Origin of the sequence: Rubrivivax rivuli (assembly GCF_004016505.1) — a bacterium.
GTDB lineage: Bacteria > Pseudomonadota > Gammaproteobacteria > Burkholderiales > Burkholderiaceae_C > Rubrivivax > Rubrivivax rivuli.
In genome coordinates, this window is sequence record NZ_SACR01000003.1 from 449,587 (window position 1) to 470,397 (window position 20,811).

At 70.4% G+C, this 20,811-nt stretch carries 16 protein-coding genes; 12 read left to right on the forward strand and 4 right to left on the reverse strand.

The window, feature by feature from the left end:
• Positions 1-56: 56 nt before the first annotated feature.
• The 6 genes from EOE66_RS10520 (at position 57) to hemH (ending at position 10,069) form a co-directional block, all read left to right on the forward strand.
• Complete coding sequence (locus EOE66_RS10520) at positions 57-3,143, forward strand: putative bifunctional diguanylate cyclase/phosphodiesterase (protein WP_245478990.1); 3,087 nt, start codon at positions 57-59, stop codon at positions 3,141-3,143.
• A gap of 9 nt (positions 3,144-3,152) precedes the next feature.
• Positions 3,153-4,997 carry a DNA primase gene (gene dnaG, locus EOE66_RS10525; protein WP_128228640.1) on the forward strand — a complete coding sequence of 615 codons (1,845 nt, stop codon included), beginning with the start codon at positions 3,153-3,155 and terminating at the stop codon, positions 4,995-4,997.
• Between the two features lie 239 nt (positions 4,998-5,236).
• Positions 5,237-7,579 carry an RNA polymerase sigma factor RpoD gene (gene rpoD / locus EOE66_RS10530; protein WP_128228641.1) on the forward strand — a complete coding sequence of 781 codons (2,343 nt, stop codon included), beginning with the start codon at positions 5,237-5,239 and terminating at the stop codon, positions 7,577-7,579.
• Positions 7,580-7,600: 21 nt separating this feature from the next.
• The gene (locus EOE66_RS10535; protein WP_128228642.1) at positions 7,601-8,557 is read left to right on the forward strand and encodes an adenylate/guanylate cyclase domain-containing protein; all 957 of its coding nucleotides are present in this window, start codon (positions 7,601-7,603) and stop codon (positions 8,555-8,557) included.
• Between the two features lie 13 nt (positions 8,558-8,570).
• A complete protein-coding gene (locus EOE66_RS10540) occupies positions 8,571-8,963 on the forward strand; it encodes a response regulator (protein WP_128228643.1) in 393 nt (130 codons plus the stop codon).
• Positions 8,964-8,974: 11 nt separating this feature from the next.
• Positions 8,975-10,069: a ferrochelatase gene (gene hemH / locus EOE66_RS10545; RefSeq protein WP_128228644.1), complete on the forward strand. Its 1,095-nt coding sequence runs from the start codon at positions 8,975-8,977 to the stop codon at positions 10,067-10,069.
• A 14-nt stretch (positions 10,070-10,083) separates the two neighbouring features.
• On the opposite strand, the gene EOE66_RS10550 is transcribed toward hemH, so the two are convergent.
• The 4 genes from EOE66_RS10550 to EOE66_RS10565 are packed head-to-tail and all read right to left on the reverse strand — an operon-like array spanning position 10,084 to position 14,021.
• Positions 10,084-11,589: a tripartite tricarboxylate transporter permease gene (locus tag EOE66_RS10550; protein ID WP_128228645.1), complete on the reverse strand. Its 1,506-nt coding sequence runs from the start codon at positions 11,587-11,589 to the stop codon at positions 10,084-10,086.
• Positions 11,589-12,104, reverse strand: a complete 516-nt coding sequence (locus tag EOE66_RS10555; RefSeq protein WP_128228646.1) for a tripartite tricarboxylate transporter TctB family protein — start codon at positions 12,102-12,104, stop codon at positions 11,589-11,591. Before EOE66_RS10555 ends, EOE66_RS10550 begins: the two co-directional genes overlap by 1 nt.
• 13 nt (positions 12,105-12,117) lie before the next feature.
• Complete coding sequence (locus EOE66_RS10560; RefSeq protein WP_128228647.1) at positions 12,118-13,077, reverse strand: Bug family tripartite tricarboxylate transporter substrate binding protein; 960 nt, start codon at positions 13,075-13,077, stop codon at positions 12,118-12,120.
• A gap of 20 nt (positions 13,078-13,097) precedes the next feature.
• On the reverse strand, positions 13,098-14,021 hold the full coding sequence (locus EOE66_RS10565) for a porin (RefSeq protein ID WP_164885071.1): 924 nt from the start codon (positions 14,019-14,021) through the stop codon (positions 13,098-13,100).
• A gap of 180 nt (positions 14,022-14,201) precedes the next feature.
• Here EOE66_RS10565 and EOE66_RS10570 point away from each other — a divergent pair, with 180 nt between their 5' ends.
• The 6 genes from EOE66_RS10570 to dnaJ all read left to right on the forward strand — a co-directional run bounded on the left by EOE66_RS10570 (position 14,202) and on the right by dnaJ (position 20,765).
• A complete protein-coding gene (locus tag EOE66_RS10570) occupies positions 14,202-14,894 on the forward strand; it encodes a response regulator transcription factor (protein ID WP_128228649.1) in 693 nt (230 codons plus the stop codon).
• Entirely contained in the window at positions 14,891-16,342 is a 1,452-nt protein-coding gene (locus EOE66_RS10575; protein WP_245478991.1) for a sensor histidine kinase, read from the forward strand. Before EOE66_RS10570 ends, EOE66_RS10575 begins: the two co-directional genes overlap by 4 nt.
• A 27-nt stretch (positions 16,343-16,369) precedes the next feature.
• The gene (locus EOE66_RS10580) at positions 16,370-16,801 is read left to right on the forward strand and encodes an RNA-binding S4 domain-containing protein (protein WP_128228650.1); all 432 of its coding nucleotides are present in this window, start codon (positions 16,370-16,372) and stop codon (positions 16,799-16,801) included.
• A gap of 130 nt (positions 16,802-16,931) precedes the next feature.
• Entirely contained in the window at positions 16,932-17,477 is a 546-nt protein-coding gene (gene grpE / locus EOE66_RS10585; protein WP_128228651.1) for a nucleotide exchange factor GrpE, read from the forward strand.
• Between the two features lie 62 nt (positions 17,478-17,539).
• Complete coding sequence (gene dnaK / locus EOE66_RS10590; protein ID WP_259376397.1) at positions 17,540-19,522, forward strand: molecular chaperone DnaK; 1,983 nt, start codon at positions 17,540-17,542, stop codon at positions 19,520-19,522.
• A gap of 109 nt (positions 19,523-19,631) precedes the next feature.
• On the forward strand, positions 19,632-20,765 hold the full coding sequence (dnaJ, locus tag EOE66_RS10595; RefSeq protein WP_128228653.1) for a molecular chaperone DnaJ: 1,134 nt from the start codon (positions 19,632-19,634) through the stop codon (positions 20,763-20,765).
• Positions 20,766-20,811 lie beyond the last annotated feature (46 nt).

The following is a 20,811-nucleotide window of genomic DNA, read 5'->3' on the forward strand; positions in this document are numbered from 1 at the left end:
GCGCGCCCGCCCCTGGGGCGGGTTTGCCAGCGGGCCTGCAACGGCCCCCGTCGCACTTGAACGAAGAGCCCACCCTCGCCTCCCGCGACGCCGGCCCGCTGCCGCTGCGGGTGGCGACCTGGCACGCACGCGCCCTGATGCTCCTGCGCGGCGCGGGGCTGGCCATGGCGTCCCTGCTGATGGCCTTTGCGGGCGCGCTGGCCCTGCCCTCGCTGGCCCCCTGGTCGGCCGTGGCCCTGCCAGCCGGCCTGGCCCTGGCCGCACGCTGGCGGGGCGGCCTGGCCGCCTGGGGGGGCAGCCTCATCGGCCTGCTGATGGCGCTGCCGAGCCTGGGGCAGCCGCCGCTGCTCAGCCTGCTGTGCACGGCGGCCGTGGCTGCCGGCACCGCCGCCGGCTGGCTGGTGCTGCGGCACCTGCGCTTCGACATCCGGCTGGACCGCGCGCACGACGTGGCCGCGCTCGTCAGCGTGGTGCTCAGCGTCGTGGCGCCGCCGGTGGCGCTGGTCACCGCCGCCTGGCTGGGCGTGCTGGCCGGCGCGGGGTCCAGCGCGGGCCGCACCGGCACCTGGCTGGCCCAGACGGGCGCTGGCTGGCTGGCCATCAGCCTCGGCACGGTGGCCGCTGCTGCCGCGGCCCTGGCGCTGGACCGCAGCCTGCTCAACACCCCGCAGCGTGTGCTGCCCGGCTGGCGCACGGCCCGGGGCCTGCTGGGCCTGGCACTGGCGGCCGCGCTGGTCTTCTGGGCCGCCGAGACCCGCTCGCCTGCACTGGTGGCCCTGGCGCTGGTGGGGGCCCCGGTGGTGCTGGCTCTGCTGGCCTTGCGCGAACAGTTCACCTGGGCGAGTTGCGGCGTGCTGCTCGTGGGCTTGCTCGCGGCTGGCGGGCTCGGGGGCGGGCCCCCGGCGGGGCCGGGCCCCGCCGGCTGGCCCGCCGGCATCGCGCACGCGGTGCTGGCGGTGTGGCTGGGCGGCACCTTGGGCCTGGTGCTGCTGGCGCATGCCAACACCGTGCAATGGCGCGCGCGCTCGCAGCGCTGGGAATGGGCGCTGGACGGCTCACGCCTGGGCGTGGCCGACTGGCATCTCGACAGCGGCGAGAGCTTCGCCTCGGCCGCGTGGCGCACGCTCAGCGGGCACGCCAGCCCCCTCTGGACACCCGCCGCCTGGCGTGCCCATCTGCACCCGGAAGACCAGCCGCTGCTTGATGAGGCCGTGCGGGCACTGAGCAGCGGCGCCGCCGGCCGCCGCGAGCTGGAACTGCGCATCCCTGGCAGTGGTGGCTGGCGCTGGGCCGAAGCCACGCTGATGGTCATCGAGCGCGACGGCGCGGGCCAGCCGCTGCGTCTGCTGGCAACACTGGCCGACACCCATGACAAGCGCCAGGCCCTCGAGCGCCTGCGCCTGTCGGCCAGCCTCTTCCAGCACCTGCACGAAGGCCTGCTGATCACCGACCCCGACCTGCGCGCGCTGGATGTCAACCCCGCCTACACGCAGATCCTGGGCGTGCAGCGCGAAGAGCTCATCGGCACCGTGCCTTCGCTGCTGCTCCCGGCGCCTGAAGACCCGCTGGCCCGTGAGCAGCGTGCCGCGATGTGGGCCAGCCTGCGCGACCACGGCCACTGGCGCGGCGAACTGCTCGAGCGCCGGCGCGACGGCACGGCGTGCATGCTGCACGCCACCATCAGCACCGTGCCGCCACCGGCCGGCAGCACCGACACGCGGCGTTACCACGTGCTGGTGATCAGCGACGTGACCGAGCAGCACAGCCAGCGCGACCAGCTCGAACGCCAGGCCCACTTCGACGCGCTGACTCGACTGCCCAACCGCACGCGCCTGTCGGCGCTGATGGACCAGGCCATGCAGTCCGCAGACCGCGACGGCTACCTGCTCGTGGTGTGCTACCTCGATCTCGACCGCTTCAAGCCCGTCAACGACCGCCACGGCCACGCGGCCGGCGATCGCCTGCTGGCCGAACTGGCCGACCGCCTGCGCAGCGCACTGCGCAGCCGCGAGCACTGGACCGACATCGCCGCGCGTCTGGGCGGCGACGAGTTCGTGATGCTGCTGCGCGCCGGCACGCTCGAAGAAGCCCGCCTGGCGGTGGAACGCGTGCTGCGCGTGGTCTCGCAGCCCTATGTGGTCGACCCCACGCAGGAGCCCGTCTTCATCACGGCCAGCATGGGCGCCACCGTCTACCCCATCGACCGCAGCGACGCCGACACGCTGCTGCGCCACGCCGACCACGCGATGTACGGCGCCAAGCAGGCCGGTCGCAACGGCTACCTCTTCTTCGACCCCGAGCACCGCCGCCGCGCCGAGCAGCGCGTGATGGCGCTGGGCCGCATCCAGGAGGCGCTCGACCAGCAGGAGTTCGTGCTCTTCTACCAACCCAAGGTCGACATGGCCACCGGCGCGGTGCTCGGTTTCGAGGCGCTGCTGCGCTGGGAGCACCCGCAACAGGGCCTGGTGGCGCCGCTGCAGTTCCTGCCGCTGATCGAGACCACGGGGCTGTCGTCGAGCGTGGGCGACTGGGTGCTCTCGCGTGCGCTCGAGCACCTGGCGAGCTGGCGGCGCGACGGCTTCGATTTCTCGGTCAGCGTCAACGTCTCGGCGCGCCACCTGCAGGAGCCCGACTTCGCGCAGCGCCTCACCGAGCTGCTGGCGCGCCACGCCGAGCCGCTGGCGCCCCACCTCGAGCTGGAAATGCTGGAGACGGTGGCCCACGCCGACATCGAGGCCACCTCGGCGCTGGTGGCCCGATGCCAGGCCGCGGGCGTGAAGTTCGCGCTCGACGACTTCGGCACCGGCTACTCGACGCTGGCCTACCTGAAGCGCCTGCCGGTGGACGTGCTGAAGATCGACCGCAGCTTCGTGCACCACATGCTCGAGGACACGCAGGACCGCGCCATCGTCGAAGGCGTCATCGGCCTGGCGCGCACCTTCGGCTGCACCGTGGTGGCCGAGGGCGTGGAGCACGAAGACCAGGCGCGCACGCTGCTGGAGCTGGGGTGCCGCATCGGACAGGGCACAGGCATTGCGGCGCCCATGCCGGTGGAGCAGGTGGCCGCCTGGGTGCGCGGCTACAAGGGCATCCTGCCGATGCAGGCGGCAAAGCCGGAGGAGCCGGCGCATGCCCATCGCTAGACTCGGCGGGTGATCCCTGCCGGCTTCCTGCAAGAACTGCTGTCCCGCGTCGACATCGTCGACGTGGTGGGCCGGCACGTCGAGCTCAAGCGCGGCGGCGCCAACTTCATGGGGCTGTGCCCCTTCCACGGCGAGAAGTCGCCCAGCTTCTCGGTCAGCCCCTCCAAGCAGTTCTATTACTGCTTCGGCTGCGGCGCCAGCGGCGACGCCATCCGCTTCCTCACCGAGCACCTGGGGCTGAGCTTCGTCGAGGCTGTGCGCGACCTCGCGCAAGGCGTGGGCCTGGCGGTGCCCGAAGAGCAGGTCAGCCCCGAAGAACGCCAGAAACGCGACACGCTGCGCGAGCGCCGTCTCTCGCTGGGCGAGGTGCTTCAGCGCGCGGCCGACTTCTACCGCGGCCAGCTCAAGGCCCACCCGCGCGCCATCGACTACCTGAAGAAGCGCGGCCTCACCGGGGTGATCGCCGCGCGTTTCGGACTCGGTTACGCACCGCCGGGCTGGCGCACGCTGGCCGGCGTGTTTGCGAACTACGACGACCCACTGCTGGAAGAGGCTGGCCTCGTGCGCCTGCGCGAGGGCGACGACAGCGGCGGCACGCAAGCTGCAGGCGGTGCCAGCGAAGGCAGCCGCTACGACTGGTTCCGCGAACGCGTCATGTTCCCGATCCGCGGTGTCGACGGCAAGGTCATCGGCTTCGGCGGGCGCGTGCTCGACGACAGCAAGCCCAAGTACATGAACTCGCCGGAGACACCGGTGTTCAGCAAGGGCCGCGAGCTCTACGGCCTGTTCGAGGCCCGCCAGGCGCTGCGCGACAAGGGTTACGCGCTGGTGGTGGAGGGCTACATGGACGTGGTGGCGCTGGCGCAGAGCGGCTTTGCAAACGCCGTGGCCACGCTGGGCACGGCCTGCACGGCCGACCACATGCAGAAGCTCTTCCGCTTCACCGACAGCGTGGTCTTCAGCTTCGACGGCGACAAGGCCGGCCGCCGCGCCGCCGCGCGCGCGCTGGAGGCCGCCCTGCCCCATGCCACTGATCTGCGCAGCGTGAAGTTCCTCTTCCTGCCGCCCGAGCACGACCCCGACAGCTACGTGCGCGAACTCGGCGCCTCGGCCTTCGAGCAGCAGGTGCAGCAGGCGGTGCCGCTGTCGCGCCAGCTCATCGAACTGGCCTCGGAAGACGTCGATCTCTCCAGTGCCGAAGGCCGCGCCCGCATGCTGGCGCAGGCCAAGCCGCTGTGGATGGCGCTGCCTGACGGCGCGCTCAAGCGACAGCTGCTGCCCGAGCTGGCCCGGCAGGCGCAGCTGGAGCTGGCCGACCTGTCTTCGCTGTGGGGCGGCGCCGCCGTCACCGCACCGGCTGCGCAGCGCCCGCGCAGCGGGCCGCCGCTGCTGCAGGCGCCCCTGCGCCGGGCCGGCCGCCGTGCGCCGGCCGGACCGGCCGACCTGGCCCTGCGGCTGCTGCTGCGCCACAGCGACTGGTGGGAACGCCTCTCGCCGGCCGATCACGAACTGCTGCACGGCTTCGGCGGCGCGCATGGCGAGGCCGTGGCCTGGCTGGAACGCCAGCTCACCGAAAACGGCCCCCAGACCTGGGCTGCGCTGGACACTGCCCTCGCCCCGGAGGCCTGGGCCGATGTCGCCCGCGCCTGGGTGGCCAGCGCTGCCGCCGACGAGGAACAGGGCTTCGAAGACCTGCAGCGCGTGATGCAGCGCCTGTGGATCGAACAGCTCGGCCAGCAGGCCCAGGCCCTGGTTGCGGCCGGCGCCACCACCGCCGAAGACCTGCAGGGTCTGCGCGCCCTGCACGAGCAGATCGCGCGGCTGAAGGCCGCGTTGGCGGCCTCCGGCGGCTGAGCCGAAGGGGTTTGCAAACCGGGTCCCACCGAGGGTGGCCGGGTATAATCCGCGGTTTGTCGCGCAGGCGCCCCCCGCGCCGTTCTGTGCCAAGGGGTGCTCCAAGGGGTACGCCAGCCCCTTGCGCCGCCAGATCCAGCCACCAGCCCCAGCCGCCAGCCCTGCCGTTCGCTGCCGTCTGGCCAGCGGCCCTGGAGCCCGCCCCCGCGACAGCTGCCCATCACGCACCAAGGAAACGCATGACCGCCAAGAAGCCCGCTGCCAAGACCGCTGCCGAACCCGCTGCCGAGAAGGCCACGAAAGCGGCGAAGACCGCTGCGGCGCCGGCTCCGGCCGCCAAGACGAAGGCGGCTGCAGAGGCCAAGGCGGACACGGCCAAGGCCAGCAAGGCCGCGCCGGCCAAGGCCGAGGCCAAGCCGGCCAAGGCAGAGGCGAAGGCGGGCAAGGACACCAAGCCGGCTGCCAAGGCTGCCGCGAAGACCGCCGCCAAGGCACCGGCCAAGGGCAAGAAGGGTGCTGAGGCGAAGGCCGCCCCGGAAGAAGACGTCGACCTGGCCGACATCGACGCCGAGCTCGAAGGCGAAGCCGACCCGGAAGCCGAGGGCGAAGCCGACGGCGCCGAAGGCGCTGACGGTGGTGATGGCGAGAAGGCCGTCAAGGCCAAGCCGCTGCGCATGAAGGTGTCGCGCGCCAAGGAGCGCGCGCTGATGCGCGAGTTCGGCCTCGAAGAGACCGCGCTCACCGAGGAAGAAGCCACCAAGCGCCGCCAGGAGCTGAAGACGCTCATCAAGATGGGCAAGACGCGCGGCTTTCTCACGCACCAGGAAATCAACGACCACCTGCCCGAGAAGCTGGTCAACGAGGAAATCCTCGAAGCCATCGTCTCGATGCTCAACGACATGGGCATCGCGGTCTACGAGCAGGCCCCCGACGCCGCCACGCTGCTGGTGGCCGGCGGCGGTGCCACCACCGCCACCGAAGAAGAAGCCGAAGAAGCCGCCGAAGCCGCGCTGTCCACCGTGGACAGCGAATTCGGCCGCACCACCGACCCGGTGCGCATGTACATGCGCGAGATGGGCACGGTGGAACTGCTCACGCGTGAAGGCGAGATCGAGATCGCCAAGCGCATCGAAGGCGGCCTGCAGGCCATGATGCTGGCGATCAGCGCATCGCCCACCACCATCGCCGAGATCCTGTCGATGGCCGACAAGATCGCCGCCGGCGAGATGCAGATCTCGGAGGTCGTCGACGGCTTCATCAGCAGCGACGAGGCCGACGACTACGTGGCCGAAGAAGACTTCGACGAGTTCGACGAGGAAGACGACGATGACGGCGCCGGCGGCAGCAAGGCGCTGACCAAGAAGCTCGAAGAGCTGAAGAAGCAGGCGCTGGAGAAGTTCGAGGCCCTGCGCGGCCACTTCGACCGCATGCGCAAGGCCTACGAGAAGGAAGGCTACAAGAGCCCGGCCTACAACAAGGCGCAGCACGCCATCAGCGACGACCTGATGACGATCCGCTTCACCGTCAAGACCATCGAGAAGCTGTGCCACATCCTGCGCAGCCAGGTGGACGACGTGCGCCGCTACGAGCGCGAGATCCGCAAGATCGTGGTCGACAAGTGCGGCATGCCGCAAGACCACTTCATCAAGAACTTCCCGCCCAACGTGATGAACCTGAAGTGGGCCGAGAAGGAAATCGCGGCGGGCAAGCCCTACAGCCCGGTGCTGCAGCGCAACCTGCCGGCCGTGCAGGAACTGCAGACCAAGCTGACCGACCTGCAGAGCCGCGCCGTGGTGCCGCTGGAAGACCTGAAGCTCATCAACAAGAAGATGAACGAAGGCGAGAAGGCCAGCCGCGATGCGAAGAAGGAGATGATCGAGGCCAACCTGCGCCTGGTCATCAGCATCGCCAAGAAGTACACCAACCGCGGCCTGCAGTTCCTCGACCTCATCCAGGAAGGCAACATCGGCCTGATGAAGGCGGTGGACAAGTTCGAATACCGCCGCGGCTACAAGTTCTCGACCTACGCCACGTGGTGGATCCGCCAGGCCATCACGCGCTCGATCGCCGACCAGGCGCGCACCATCCGCATCCCGGTGCACATGATCGAGACCATCAACAAGATGAACCGCATCTCGCGCCAGCACCTGCAGGAATTCGGCTACGAGCCCGATGCCCCGACGCTGGCCGAGAAGATGGAGATCCCGGAAGACAAGATCCGCAAGATCATGAAGATCGCCAAGGAGCCGATCTCCATGGAAACGCCGATCGGCGACGACGACGATTCGCACCTGGGCGACTTCATCGAGGACACCAACAACACCGCGCCGATCGAGGCCGCGATGCAGGCCGGCCTGCGCGACGTGGTGAAGGACATCCTCGACAGCCTGACCCCGCGTGAAGCCAAGGTGCTGCGCATGCGCTTCGGCATCGAGATGAGCACCGACCACACACTGGAAGAGGTGGGCAAGCAGTTCGACGTGACGCGCGAGCGCATCCGCCAGATCGAGGCCAAGGCCATCCGCAAGCTCAAGCACCCGAGCCGCAGCGACAAGCTCCGCACCTACCTCGACAACCTGTAAACCGCAGCGCAGCGCACGGCCATGACGCGCATCTCGGACCGCACCGTGCTGTTTGCCGACCTGCGCGGCAGCACGGGCCTGTACGAGACCCTGGGCAATGCCGAGGCCACTTCGGTGGTGACGCATTGCGTCAACGCGCTGGGCGGGCCGGTGGCGGGCAATGGCGGCCATGTCGTCAAGACCTTGGGCGACGGCCTGATGGCGGTCTTCGACCACCCACCCGCTGCCGTGCAGGCCGCGCTGCAGATGCACGACGTGCTGGAAGGCATGGTCTCGCGCGGCAGCGAACGCGGCGCGTCGTCGGGCCTGCGCGGTTTGCGCCTGCAGGTGGCGGCGGCGCGCGGCGAAGTGGTGGAGATGGCCGGCGACTGTTTCGGCGACGCCGTGAACGTTGCCGCGCGCCTGCTCGACCACGCGGGTGACAACGAGACCCTCATCACCGCCGAGGTGATGGTGGGCCTGGCTCCCGAAATGAAGCTGCGCTTCCGCAACCTCGATCGCCTGGTCTTGCGCGGACGCGTCGAGCCCGTGCAGGTGCACGTGATGGGCGGCCGCCGCGGCGCGCTGGACGTCGCACCCACGCAGTTCGGTGACGTGACCGAGGTGCGCGAGCCCGACGGCCTGCGCCTGATGTGGGGCGGCCAGCACCGTGTCTTCGGCGCGGCGCAGATGCCCGTGGTGCTAGGCCGCAGCCCGCAGGTGGCCTTCTGCGTGGACGACGCGCGCGTCTCGCGCTCGCACGCGCGGCTTGATTGGCACAGCGGCAGCTTCCAGCTCACCGACCTGTCCTACAACGGCACCTATGTGCGCTTCAATGACGGCGAGATCGTCAGCCTGCGCCGCGGTGGCTGCACGCTGCACGGCAGCGGCAGCATCGGCCTGGGCGGCTCACCGTCCGACCCGGCCTCGGCCTGCGTGAGCTTCGACGTGCTGCGCCTGGCCGACACCCAACCGCAGCCCTTGCTGCCCTTGCGCTAGGCCACCACCGCCCATGCGCGTGCTCTACATCGACGACGACCGCATCAACAGCCTGCTGTTCGTTGAAGCCTGTCGTTTTGCCGGCGGCGTTGAAACCGAAACCGCGGCCAGCGGTGCCGAGGCGCTGGAACTCGTGCAGCGCTGGCGCCCCGACCTGCTGGTGGTCGACCTGCACCTGCCCGACACCAACGGCTACGCCCTGCTGCCCGCGCTGCGCGCGCAGTTGCAGGCGCCCACGCTGCCGGCCTTCCTGTGCACCGCCGACGAAACCGCGGTGGTGGCCGGGCCGGCGCAGGAAGCCGGCTTCGATGGCTGCTGGAGCAAGCCGGTCGACCTGCAATCCATCCTTGCCGAGTTGGCGCGCCGCGGCGGGCACAACGAGCACAGCGGCCTCGACCGGAACTGAGCACAGCCTGCATGAGTTTTCGCGAAGAACCCGGTTTCAGACACGGCCAGACCGCCCGCACCGCGGTGCTGCTGGTCAACCTGGGCACCCCCGACGCCCCCACCGCCCCCGCGCTGCGCCGCTACCTGGCCGAATTCCTCAGCGACCCGCGCGTCGTCGAGATCCCGAAGCTGGTGTGGTGGTTCATCCTGAACGGCTTCATCCTGCCCACGCGGCCGGCGGCCTCGGCCGCCAAGTACGCCAGCGTCTGGACGCCCGAGGGCTCGCCGCTGGCGGTGTGGACGCAGCGCCAGGCTGCGGGCCTGGCCGCCACGCTGCAGCAGGCCGGCCACCAGGTGCTGGTGAAACACGCCATGCGCTACGGCAACCCGTCCGTGGCCAGCGTGATGGACGAATTGCGCGCTGCCGGCGCCACGCGCGTGCTGGTGCTGCCGCTGTACCCGCAGTACGCCGCCGCCACCACCGCCAGCGTGGGCGATGCGGTGATGCGCTGGGCCCTGGCCGCGCGGCGCACGCCCGAGCTGCGCTTCGTCGGCGAGTACCACGCCGAGCCGGGCTACATCGAAGCGCTGGCGCAGCGCATCGAGGCGCACTGGGCCGAGCACGGCCGTGGCGAGAAGCTCGTGCTCAGCTTCCATGGCGTGCCCGAACGCTCGCTGCACCTGGGCGACCCCTACCACTGCCAGTGCCACGTCACGGCGCGCCATCTCGGGCAGCGCCTGGGCCTGGCGAAGGACCAGCTCGTCGTCACCTTCCAGAGCCGCTTCGGCAAGGCCAAGTGGCTGGAGCCCTACACCGAACCCACGCTCGTGGCCATGGCCGAGCAGGGCGTGAAGCGCGTCGACGTGGCCTGCCCCGGCTTCGTGGCCGACTGCCTGGAGACGCTGGAAGAGATCAACCAGGAAGCGCGCGAAGCCTTCCTGCACGCCGGCGGCGAGACCTTCCATTACGTGCCCTGCGTCAACGACTCGCCGGTGTTCGTGCAGGCGCTGGCCGACATCGCGCTGCGTCACCTGCAAGGCTGGCCCACGCGCGCTGCGGCTGGTGAGGCCGAGGCCCTGGCTGCGCAGCGCGAACGCGCGCTGGCCATGGGCGCCAAGCAGTAAGGAAGCCGGCGGCCTCAGGCCGAGAGCAGGCGAGCCCGGCGGAGTGCCCACAGGCGCCAGAGCCGGGGCAACAGCAGCAGCGCCACCACCAGCGCCAGCAGGGCCGCAGACACCGGCCGCTCGACGAAGACCGTCCAGCGCCCTTCCCCGATCGACAGCGCGTTGCGGAACTGCGCCTCGGCCATGGGCCCGAGGATCAGCCCGACGATCACCGGCGCCGTGGGGAAATCAAAGCGCCGCATCAGCACGCCCACCAGTCCCACGGCCAGCATGAGGAAGAGATCGAAGGTGCTCTGCCGCATGCCGTAGACGCCCACGGTGGCGAAGGTCAGGATGCCGGCGTACAGCGGCGCGCGCGGGATCTTCAGCAGCTTCACCCACAGGCCCACCAGCGGCAGGTTCAGCACCAGCAGCATCACGTTGCCGATGTAGAGGCTGGCGATCAGCGCCCACACCAGCGCCGAGCTGGTCTGGAAGAGCTGCGGGCCGGCGTTGATGCCGTAGTTCTGCAGCGCGCTCAGCAGGATGGCGGCCGTCACCGACGTGGGGATGCCCAGCGTGAGCAAGGGCACCAGCGTGGCGGTGACCGCCGCGTTGTTGGCGGCTTCGGGGCCAGCCACACCCTCGATGGCGCCGGTGGTGCCGAACTCCTCGGGGTGGGCGCTGAGCTTGCGCTCGACGCCGTAGCTGAGGAAGGTGGGGATCTCCGCGCCACCGGCCGGCAGCGTGCCGAAGGGAAAGCCGATGGCGGTGCCGCGCAGCCACGCGGGCCACGAGCGTTTCCACTCCAGCCGCGTCATGTGGGCGCGGCCGGCGCTGTTCAGCGAGGTCTGCGTGCGGCCTTCGTAGAGCGCCGTGTACAGGCACTCGCCCACCGCAAACAGGCCCACGGCGACGAGCACCACCTCGATGCCGTCCAGGAACTCGGGCACCCCGCCCGTGTAGCGCACCTGGGCACTGATCTGGTCCAGACCCACCAGGCCCAGCGCCAGGCCGATGAACAGCGCGCACAGGCCGCGCAGCGTGCTGCGGCCGAGCACCGCGCTCACCGCCGTGAAGGCCAGCAGCATCAGCAGGAAGTACTCGGGCGGGCCGAGTTGCACGGCCACGTCGGCCAGCAGCGGCGCGCACACCGTCACCAGCACGGTGGCGATGGTGCCGGCCACGAAGCTGCCGATGGCCGAGGTGGCCAGCGCCGCGCCGGCGCGGCCGCTCTTGGCCATCTTGAAACCTTCCAGCGCCGTGACCATGGTGCCGGTCTCGCCCGGCGTGTTCAGCAGGATGGAGGTGGTGCTGCCGCCGTACATCGCGCCGTAGTAGATGCCGGCGAAGAAGATCATGCTGGCCGTCGGCTCCACCTGTGCGGTGATGGGCAGCAGCATCGCCACCGTCACCGCCGGCCCCAGGCCGGGCAGCACGCCAATGGCCGTGCCCAAGGCACAGCCGACGAAGGCCCAGAGCAGGTTGACGGGCGTGGCGGCCGTGGCGAAGCCGCCGGCGAGCGATGTCCAGATGTCCATCAGAGCCACCCCGTGCCGCTGAGGCCCGGCAGGTTGATGCCCAGGCCCTTGGTGAACAACCAGTAGGCGGGCAGCGCGATGAGCAAGCCGGTGGCCGCGTCACGCACCAGCCCGCGCCCGCCGCCGTGCGGCCGGCCTTCGGCCCCGCGCAGGCCGCGCACGGCCAGCATGAAGCACAAGGTGCAACTCAGCGGAAAACCCAGCGTCGTCAGCAGCGCGGCGTTGGCGGCAATGCCGCCGGCCACCCAGGCCAGCGCCACCCAATCGCCCTGCGGCGCGCCCGAGGGCGGCTCCACATCACGCCAGCCGCCGTGCCGGGCCTCCCACAGCAACCAGGCGCCGCACAGCGCCAGCGCCGCGGCCACCACCCAGGGCAGGAAGTTCGGGCCCACGCCGGCATAGCCGGCCTGGCCCGGAATGCCCGTGGCGCCCCAGGCCAGCAGGCCCGACAGGGCCAGCGTGCCCAGGCCGATCAGGCTCTGGTGGCGGCGTGTGCTGCTCGGCGTGTCGCTCATGCCCGCCCCTGCCTCAGACCATGCCCGCCTTGACCATGGTGGCGCGCAGCGAGGCGAACTCGCGGTCGACGAACTCCTCGAAGGCCGCGCCCACCATCAAGGCCGGGGTCCAGCCGTTCTTGGCCACGGTCTCGGTCCAGGCCTTGCTGCGCGTGGCCTGGGTGACCATGTCGACGAGGCGCTTGCGCTGCTCGGCCGTGATGCCCGGGGCGCCGTACACGCCGCGCCAGTTGCCGATCTCGACGTTGAAGCCCTGCTCCTTCATCGTCGGCACGGCCAGGCCTGGCAGGCGTGCCGGCGAGGTAACGGCGATCGCCCGCATCTTGCCGCTCTCGATGTAGGGCTGGAACTCGCTGTAGCCGCTGCCGCCGACGCTGACGTTGTTGCCCAGGATGGCCGCCGTGGCCTCACCGCCCCCGCGGAAGGGCACGTAGTTGATCTTTGCGGCGTCCACGCCCACCTCGCGCGCCAGCATCGCCGCGGCCACGTGCTCGGTGGAGCCGCGCGAACCGCCGCCCCACTTCACGCTGCCCGGGTCGCGCTTGAGCTGCTCGACCACGTCCTTCATGGTCTTGAAGGGCGAGGCCGCGGGCACGACGAAGACGTTGTATTCGCTGGTCAGCCGCGCAATGGGCGTGGCCTGGCTCAGGCTCACCGGCGGCTTGCCGGTGATGATGCCGCCCAGCATCACCGCGCCCATCACCATCAGCGCGTTGCCGTCGCCCTTGCTGGCGTTGACGAACTGCGCCAGGCCGATGGCGCCGGCCGCGCCGCCCTTGTTCTCGTAGGTGATGGAGGCGGCCACGCCGGCGTCCTGCAGCGCGCGGCCGAGCGCGCGGCCGGTGATGTCCCAGCCGCCGCCGGGGTTGGCCGGCAGCATGATCTTCAGGTTGGCACTGGCCGTGCTGATGCCGGGCAGCGCCGCGCCGGCGCCCAGCGCCAGCAGGCTCTTGAGGAAGGTGTCGCGTTGCATCGAGAGTCTCCGCGTCGTGTTCAGAAGTTGTGCAGGATGCCGAGGTCGTAGCCGGTCTTGGCGCGGGCCGCCTTGCTGTCGTGGCCGGCGTTGGCGTAGATCATCGTGCGCTTGGACAGCGAGTGGTGGTAGCCCACGCCCAGCTTGTTGATCACGGTGCGGCCGTTGGTCTCGGCCTGGCCGTAGGCGGCCTTGATGATGCCGGCGCCGATGGGCAGGTCCAGGCCCAGCATCCAGCCCTTGGCCTTGAGGCCGGCGTTGGTCTTGCCGCTGCTGTAGCCGGCCGTGAGCTTGTGGCCGGCCAGGGTGTAGCCCACGCCCAGGCTCGTCATGGTGTCGCGCGCGCCGGCCGGGTCTTCGATGCCGCCGGCCACGAAGAAGCTGCCGCTGCGCCACGAGGCCGCCACGGAGGTGGCACGCTCCACGCCGCCGTTCTTGTCGCCCTCGGCCACCGAAGCCGCCAGGCTCACGCCGCCGAAGCTGATGTCGTAGCGCAGAGAGCCGTCGATGCGCACCTTGGTGATGCCGCCCACGCGCATCACGCCGTCACGCAGCTGCGCCACGGTGTCGCCGCCGAAGGGGTCGATCTGGTTCTGCACCAGCGAGAAGGCCGCCGTGTACTGGCGGCCCACGCCGACGCGCCCGAAGTCGCCCTGCAGGCCCACGTGCGAGTAGCCCTTCCAGAACTGCGCGCCGTCCTGCGTGCCGGTGTCGGGGAAGAAGCGGTGCTCCATGCCGAAGAAGGCCTTGAGGCCGCCGCCCAGGTCTTCCACGCCGCGGAAGCCCAGCCGGCTGTCGCCGCTGGTGGCCACTTCCTTGACGCTGCTGCCCACGGCCTTGCGCACGCCGGCGTCGAGCTTGCCGTAGACGGTGACGTTGGACTGCGCGTGCGCCAGGGGCATGGCGGCCAGGCAGGCGGTGGCGATGATGATGCGGGCTTTCATGGACTTGTCTCCTCGTGGGGTGGTGGGGCGGGAAGCTTGCGGCCCTCGCCACGGGGGCAGGGCCGTCTTCTGGGCCTTCATGCTCGACAGCGGCGCTGTCAATCGGCTGTCAGCGCGCCCCGTGGAAACCCGCCCACCCCTTGCGGCGCGCGCGCGGGCCACTAAGCTGCGCGCCCGCCCATGAAGATGCTGTTGATCGAGGACAACGCCGCGCTGCAGCTCTCGCTGCAACGCAGCTTCGAGCGCCGCGGCATGCACGTGGTGTGCTGCGGCGATGGCGCGCGCGCGCTCGACCGCTGGCTGGCCAGCGTGCCCGACGTGGTGGTGCTCGACCTCAGCCTGCCCGGCCGCGACGGGCTGCAGATCCTGGAGGCCGCGCGCCAGGCCGGGCTGGCGACGCCGGTGCTCATCCTCACTGCGCGCGGCACCGTGGGCGACCGCGTGCTCGGCCTCAACCTGGGCGCCGACGACTACCTGGCCAAGCCCTTCGACCTCGACGAACTGGAAGCCCGCGTGCGCGCCCTGGCCCGCCGCGCGCGCAGCAGCGAGGCCGCCGCCCCGGCGCCCGAGTTCTGCGGCCTGCGCTGCAGCCCTGACAGCGAGGCAATCACCTGGCACGGCACGCCGATGGAGCTGACCGCACGCGAAGCCGCGCTGCTGCGCGCGCTGCTCTCGCGGCCCGGCCAGGCCGTGGCCAAGGACAAGCTGGCCGAACACGTGTTCGCGGGTGATGCCAGCGTGCAACCCGACGCCATCGAGGTGGTGGTCTACCGGCTGCGCAAGAAGCTGCAGGGCACCGAGGCCGAACTCGTCACGCTGCGCGGCCTGGGCTACCTGCTGCGCCGAGGCGGCGGCCCCTCGACCGGCCCATGAGCGCGCCGCCCGGCCCGATGAAGAACACCGAGCTCTCGCTGCGGCGCTACCTGCTGCTGGGCATCCTGGTGCCGGTGCTGGGCTTCGTGCTGGTGGCCGGCGCGGGCCTGTACCGCGCGGCGCTGCAGGCCGCCGACCTGGCCTACGACCGCACGCTGCTGGCCACGGCCAAGATGATCGGCGAGCACCTGCAGCTGCGCGAAGGCAGCAGCGGCCTGCAGGTGCACGCCGAGGTGCCCTACAGCGCGCTGGAGGCCTTCGAGGCCGACAACCGCAGCCGGCTCTTCTACCGCGTGCTGGGGCCGCGGCAGGACACGGTCTCGGGTTTCGCCGAGATGCCGCTGCCCCGCCCCGACCGCAGCGGCCAGCCTGCGCCTTACGCCGCGCTGGTGCACTTCTACGACGAGATCTTTCAGGGCCAGCGGGTGCGCATGGCCGTGCTGCTGCAGCCGGTGGCCGGGCCGCAGGGCTACGGCATGGCCACCATCCAGGTGGCCGAGACGCTGGAGCTGCGCCACGCGCTGGCGCGCCAGCTGCTGCTCGACATGCTCGGACCGCAGGCCCTGCTGGTGCTGCTGATCGCCGGCGTGGTGGTGCTGGTGGTGCAGCGCGCCACGCGCCCGGTGCGCCAGCTCAGCCAGCAGTTGCAGGCCCGCGCCGAAACCGACCTCAGCCCCCTGCCCTCCACCGGCCTGCCGCGCGAGCTGCGCCCTGTGGTGGAAGCCAGCAACCAGCTGATGCACCGGCTCTCGCAGGTGCTGGAGCACCAGAAGCGCTTCGTGCGCGACGCCTCGCACCAGCTGCGCACGCCGCTGGCGGTGCTGAAGACGCAGCTGCAGTCGGCGCGGCGGGGCGATGTCGAGCCGCAGCAGGCCCTGCAGGAGCTGGAAGCCACGGTGGACGGCGCCACCACGCTGGCCAACCAGATGCTGGCGCTGGCCAAGGTGGAGCAGTTGCGTCAGCAGGGCCTGCGCTCGCCACTGCCGGTGCAGGCCTGGGACGAGATCGTGCGCGCGGTGGCGCTCGACGTCTCGCCGCTGATCGCCGACCGCGGGCTCGATTTCGGCCTGCACACCGAGGCCGCGCCGGTGCGCGCCCACGAGTGGGCGCTGCGGGAGCTGGTGCGCAACCTGCTGCACAACGCCGTGAAGCACAGCCCGGCCGGCGCCACGCTGGACGTGGCGCTTCAGGCCACCGGCGGCCAGGCCGTGCTGACGGTGGCCGATGCCGGTCCGGGGCTGGCGCCCGAGCGGCGCGAGCGCCTCTTCCAGCCCTTCGCGGCCGGCCTGGCGCAAGGCCCGGCGGCCGAAACCCAGGCCGGCTCGGGCCTGGGCCTGGCCATCTGCCAGGAGATCGTGGCCTCGCTGGGCGGCACGCTGGCGCTGAACAACCGGCCCGGCCGCGGCCTGGAGGCCGTGGTGCGCCTGCCGCAGGCCGCCCTGCCCTGAGGCACCGCTGCCCTGACAATGCCGGCCATGCCCGAGAAGCCGCCCCTGGAACGCCTGCGCCTGGACAAGTGGCTGTGGGCGGCCCGCCTCTACAAGACCCGCGCCCAGGCCGCCGAGGAAGCCGGCCTCGGCCGCATCAGCGTCAACGGGCAGCCGGCCAAGCCGGCGCGTGAGCTCAAGCCGGGCGATCTGCTCACCCTTCGTCAGGGCCCGGTGCTGCGCGAGCTGCAGGTGCTGGGGCTGAGCGCCGTGCGCGGCCCGGCGCCGGTGGCGCAGGCCCTCTATGCCGAAACGCCGCAGAGCGTGGCCGCCCGCGAGGCGGCCGCCGCCCGTCGCCGCATGGGCGTGGAGCCGGCCGATACCCTGGCCCACGGCCGCCCCACCAAGCGCGACCGCCGGCAGATCGCCGACTGGCAGCGCTGGAGCGTGAGCCTGGACGAGGGCCCCAGCCGCTCCTGAGCCCCCAACGGGGCCCTGCGGGGCCGTGGCGCTGGCCTTCCGCTGCGCCCATCCCGTACTTCACCGCAGGCCGGGGTCTTGAAACCCCGGCGGCCATCCCCACTGTCTACGCAGGCTTTCTTTCCACACCATGAACGAGACACCGAACCCCGCCGCCCACCCCGATGCCGCCGCCGCGGCCGCGCCTGAGACCCAGGCCGCCGCGCCCGCCCCGGCCCCGACGCTGGAAGAGCAGCTCGCCGCCCTGCAGGCCAAGCTGACCGAGGCCAACGACAGCTTCCTGCGCGCCAAGGCCGAGGCCGAGAACACGCGCCGCCGTGCCGAGGAAGAGGTGAGCAAGGCGCGCAAGTTCGCCGTCGAGGCCTTTGCCGAGAGCCTGCTGCCGGTGAAGGACAGCCTGGAAGCGGCCCTGGCCATCCAGAACGCCACCAACGAACAGCTGCTGGAAGGCACCAACGCCACGCTGCGCCAGCTGAGCGCGGCGCTGGAGCGCAACAAGGTGCTGGCCATCAACCCGCCGGCCGGCACCAAGTTCGACCCCCACCAGCACCAGGCCATCAGCGTGGTGCCGGCCGAGCAAGACGCCAACACGGTGGTGACGGTGCTGCAGCGCGGCTACCTGATCGCCGACCGCGTGCTGCGCCCGGCGCTGGTGACCGTGGCCGCGCCGAAGTAAGCGAATCCACAAGCCGGCCCCCTTGAAAGCCGGCGAGTTATCCACAACTCCAGAACAACCGAATTCCACTCTCTACGGAGCCAAAGACCATGGGCAAGATCATCGGCATCGACCTCGGCACCACGAACTCGTGCGTGGCCGTGATGGAAGGCAACACCACCAAGGTGATCGAGAACAGCGAAGGTGCGCGCACCACGCCGTCGATCATCGCGTACCAGGAAGACGGCGAGATCCTGGTCGGCGCCAGCGCCAAGCGCCAGAGCGTGACCAACCCGCGCAACACGCTGTATGCGGTCAAGCGCCTGATCGGCCGCAAGTTCACCGAGAAGGAAGTGCAGAAGGACATCGACCTGATGCCCTACACCATTGCCGCTGCCGACAACGGCGACGCCTGGGTGGAAGTGCGCGGCAAGAAGCTGGCGCCGCCCCAGGTCAGCGCCGAGATCCTGCGCAAGATGAAGAAGACCGCCGAGGACTACCTCGGTGAAGAGGTGACGGAAGCCGTCATCACGGTGCCGGCCTACTTCAACGACGCGCAGCGCCAGGCGACGAAAGACGCGGGCCGCATCGCGGGCCTGGAAGTCAAGCGCATCATCAACGAGCCCACCGCCGCGGCCCTGGCCTTCGGCCTGGACAAGCACGGCAAGGGCGACCGCAAGATCGCCGTCTTCGACCTGGGCGGCGGCACCTTCGACATCTCGATCATCGAGATCGCCGATGTCGACGGCGAGAAGCAGTTCGAGGTGCTCTCCACCAACGGAGACACCTTCCTGGGCGGCGAAGACTTCGACCAGCGCGTGATCGACTACATCGTCACCGAGTTCAAGAAGGAGCAAGGCGTCGACCTGACCAAGGACGTGCTGGCCCTGCAGCGCCTGAAGGAAGCCGCCGAGAAGGCCAAGATCGAGCTGTCGAATTCGACGCAGACCGACGTCAACCTGCCCTACATCACGGCCGACGCCTCGGGCCCCAAGCACCTGAACATCAAGCTCACGCGCGCCAAGCTGGAAAGCCTGGTGGACGAGTTGATCGCACGCACCATCGAGCCCTGCAAGATCGCCGTGAAGGACGCGGGCGTGAAGCTCAGCGACATCGACGACGTCATCCTGGTCGGCGGCATGACGCGCATGCCCAAGGTGCAGGAGAAGGTCAAGGAGTTCTTCGGGAAAGACCCGCGCAAGGACGTCAACCCCGACGAGGCTGTGGCCGTGGGCGCGGCCATCCAGGGCCAGGTGCTGGGCGGCGAGCGCAAGGACGTGCTGCTGCTCGACGTCACCCCGCTGAGCCTGGGCATTGAAACGCTCGGCGGCGTGATGACGAAGATGATCAAGAAGAACACGACCATCCCGACGAAGTTCAGCCAGACCTTCAGCACCGCCGACGACAACCAGCCGGCCGTGACCATCAAGGTCTTCCAGGGCGAGCGCGAGCTGGCCGCGGGCAACAAGAGCCTCGGCGAGTTCAACCTCGAGGGCATCCCGCCGGCTCCGCGCGGCTTGCCCCAGATCGAGGTGACCTTCGACATCGACGCCAACGGCATCCTGCACGTGGGCGCGAAGGACAAGGCCACCGGCAAGGAAAACAAGATCACCATCAAGGCGAACTCGGGCCTGAGCGAAGCCGAGATCGAGAAGATGGTGAAGGACGCCGAGAGCAACGCGGCCGAAGACGCCAAGAAGCTCGAACTGGTGCAGGCGCGCAACGCCGCCGACGGCATGGTGCACAGCGTCAAGAAGAGCCTGGCCGAGCACGGCGACAAACTCGACGCTGGCGAGAAAGAGAAGATCGAAGCGGCCGTGAAGGACGTGGAAGAGGCGCTCAAGGGCGAGGACAAGGCCGCCATCGAAGCCAAGACCGAGGCCCTGATGACGGCCAGCCAGAAACTGGGCGAGAAGGTCTACGCCGAGAGCCAGGCCGCAGCGGCGGCAGCGGGGGCAGGCGGTGCCGCTCCCGGTGGCGAAGCCCCGCAGCAGCCCGGCGCCAAGGCCGGCAAGCCGTCCGACGACGACGTGGTCGACGCCGACTTCAAGGAAGTCAAGAAGTGATGGCCCGTCAGGCCTGCGGGCCTGACGACCTGCCGCGCCGCGTTCGAGCGCCGGGCTACCGCCCGGCCCTCCACGCGGCGGTTTTGCTTCCACACCGCTGAGAACCTCGATGGCAAAGCGCGATTTCTACGACGTGCTGGGCGTTCCCAAGAACGCCAGCGACGACGACATCAAGAAGGCCTACCGCCGCCTGGCGGCCAAGCACCACCCCGACCGCCACCAGGGCGACGAGGCCAAGGCCGCGGAGGAGAAATTCAAGGAGGCCAAGGAGGCCTACGAGATGCTCTCCGACCCGCAGAAGCGGGCGGCCTACGACCAGCACGGCCACGCCGGCGTCGACCCCAGCATGGGCGGCCGTGGCGGGCCCGAGGGTTTCGGCGGCTTCGCCGAAGCCTTCGGCGACATCTTCGGCGACATCTTCGGCGGCGGCGGCCGGCGCGGCGGCGGGGGCCAGCAGGTCTACCGCGGCAACGACCTCAGCTACGCGATGGAGATCACGCTGGAGGAAGCCGCCTTCGGCAAGGAGACGCAGATCCGCGTGCCCAGCTGGGACACCTGCGACACCTGCAAGGGCAGCGGCGCCAAGCCGGGCACCAGCGCCAAGACCTGCACCACCTGCAACGGCGCCGGCACGGTGCACATGCGCCAGGGCTTCTTCAGCATCCAGCAGACCTGCCCGCATTGCCAGGGCAGCGGCAAGATCATTCCCGAGCCCTGCACCACCTGCAACGGCCAGGGCAAGATCAAGAAGCAGAAGACGCTGGAGGTGAAGATTCCCGCCGGCATCAACGAGGGCATGCGCATCCGCAGCGCCGGCAATGGCGAGCCCGGCACCAACGGCGGCCCGGCGGGCGACCTCTACATCGAGATCCGCGTCAAGCAGCACGAGATCTTCGAACGCGACGGCGACGATCTGCACTGCACCGTGCCCGTGGGCCTGACGACGGCGGCCCTGGGCGGCACCATCGAAGTGCCGGGCCTGGCCGGCAAGGCAGAGATCGAACTGCCCGAGGGCACCCAGCACGGCAAGACCTTCCGCCTGCGCGGCAAGGGCATCAAGGGCCTGCGCAGCAGCTACCCGGGCGACCTGTACTGCCACGTCAGCGTCGAGACACCGGTCAAGCTGACCGAGCACCAACGCAAGCTGCTGAAGGAACTGGACGACAGCTTCAAGAAGAGCGGCGACCGCCATTCGCCCAACTCGAAGAGCTGGACCGACAAGGTCAAGGACCTCTTCAAGTGAACCCGGCCCGGCCGACACGCCGGGCCCCAGCCTTCAGTTCGGAGGC

Coding starts and splice junctions, on each gene's coding strand:
- rpoD (WP_128228641.1), top strand. CDS start 5,237: ATGACCGCCAAGAAGCCCGCTGCCAAGACCGCTGCCGAACCCGCTGCC.
- EOE66_RS10535 (WP_128228642.1), top strand. CDS start 7,601: ATGACGCGCATCTCGGACCGCACCGTGCTGTTTGCCGACCTGCGCGGC.
- EOE66_RS10540 (WP_128228643.1), top strand. CDS start 8,571: ATGCGCGTGCTCTACATCGACGACGACCGCATCAACAGCCTGCTGTTC.
- hemH (WP_128228644.1), top strand. CDS start 8,975: ATGAGTTTTCGCGAAGAACCCGGTTTCAGACACGGCCAGACCGCCCGC.
- EOE66_RS10550 (WP_128228645.1), bottom strand. CDS start 11,589: ATGGACATCTGGACATCGCTCGCCGGCGGCTTCGCCACGGCCGCCACG.
- EOE66_RS10555 (WP_128228646.1), bottom strand. CDS start 12,104: ATGAGCGACACGCCGAGCAGCACACGCCGCCACCAGAGCCTGATCGGC.
- EOE66_RS10560 (WP_128228647.1), bottom strand. CDS start 13,077: ATGCAACGCGACACCTTCCTCAAGAGCCTGCTGGCGCTGGGCGCCGGC.
- EOE66_RS10565 (WP_164885071.1), bottom strand. CDS start 14,021: ATGAAAGCCCGCATCATCATCGCCACCGCCTGCCTGGCCGCCATGCCC.
- EOE66_RS10570 (WP_128228649.1), top strand. CDS start 14,202: ATGAAGATGCTGTTGATCGAGGACAACGCCGCGCTGCAGCTCTCGCTG.
- EOE66_RS10575 (WP_245478991.1), top strand. CDS start 14,891: ATGAGCGCGCCGCCCGGCCCGATGAAGAACACCGAGCTCTCGCTGCGG.
- EOE66_RS10580 (WP_128228650.1), top strand. CDS start 16,370: ATGCCCGAGAAGCCGCCCCTGGAACGCCTGCGCCTGGACAAGTGGCTG.
- grpE (WP_128228651.1), top strand. CDS start 16,932: ATGAACGAGACACCGAACCCCGCCGCCCACCCCGATGCCGCCGCCGCG.
- dnaJ (WP_128228653.1), top strand. CDS start 19,632: ATGGCAAAGCGCGATTTCTACGACGTGCTGGGCGTTCCCAAGAACGCC.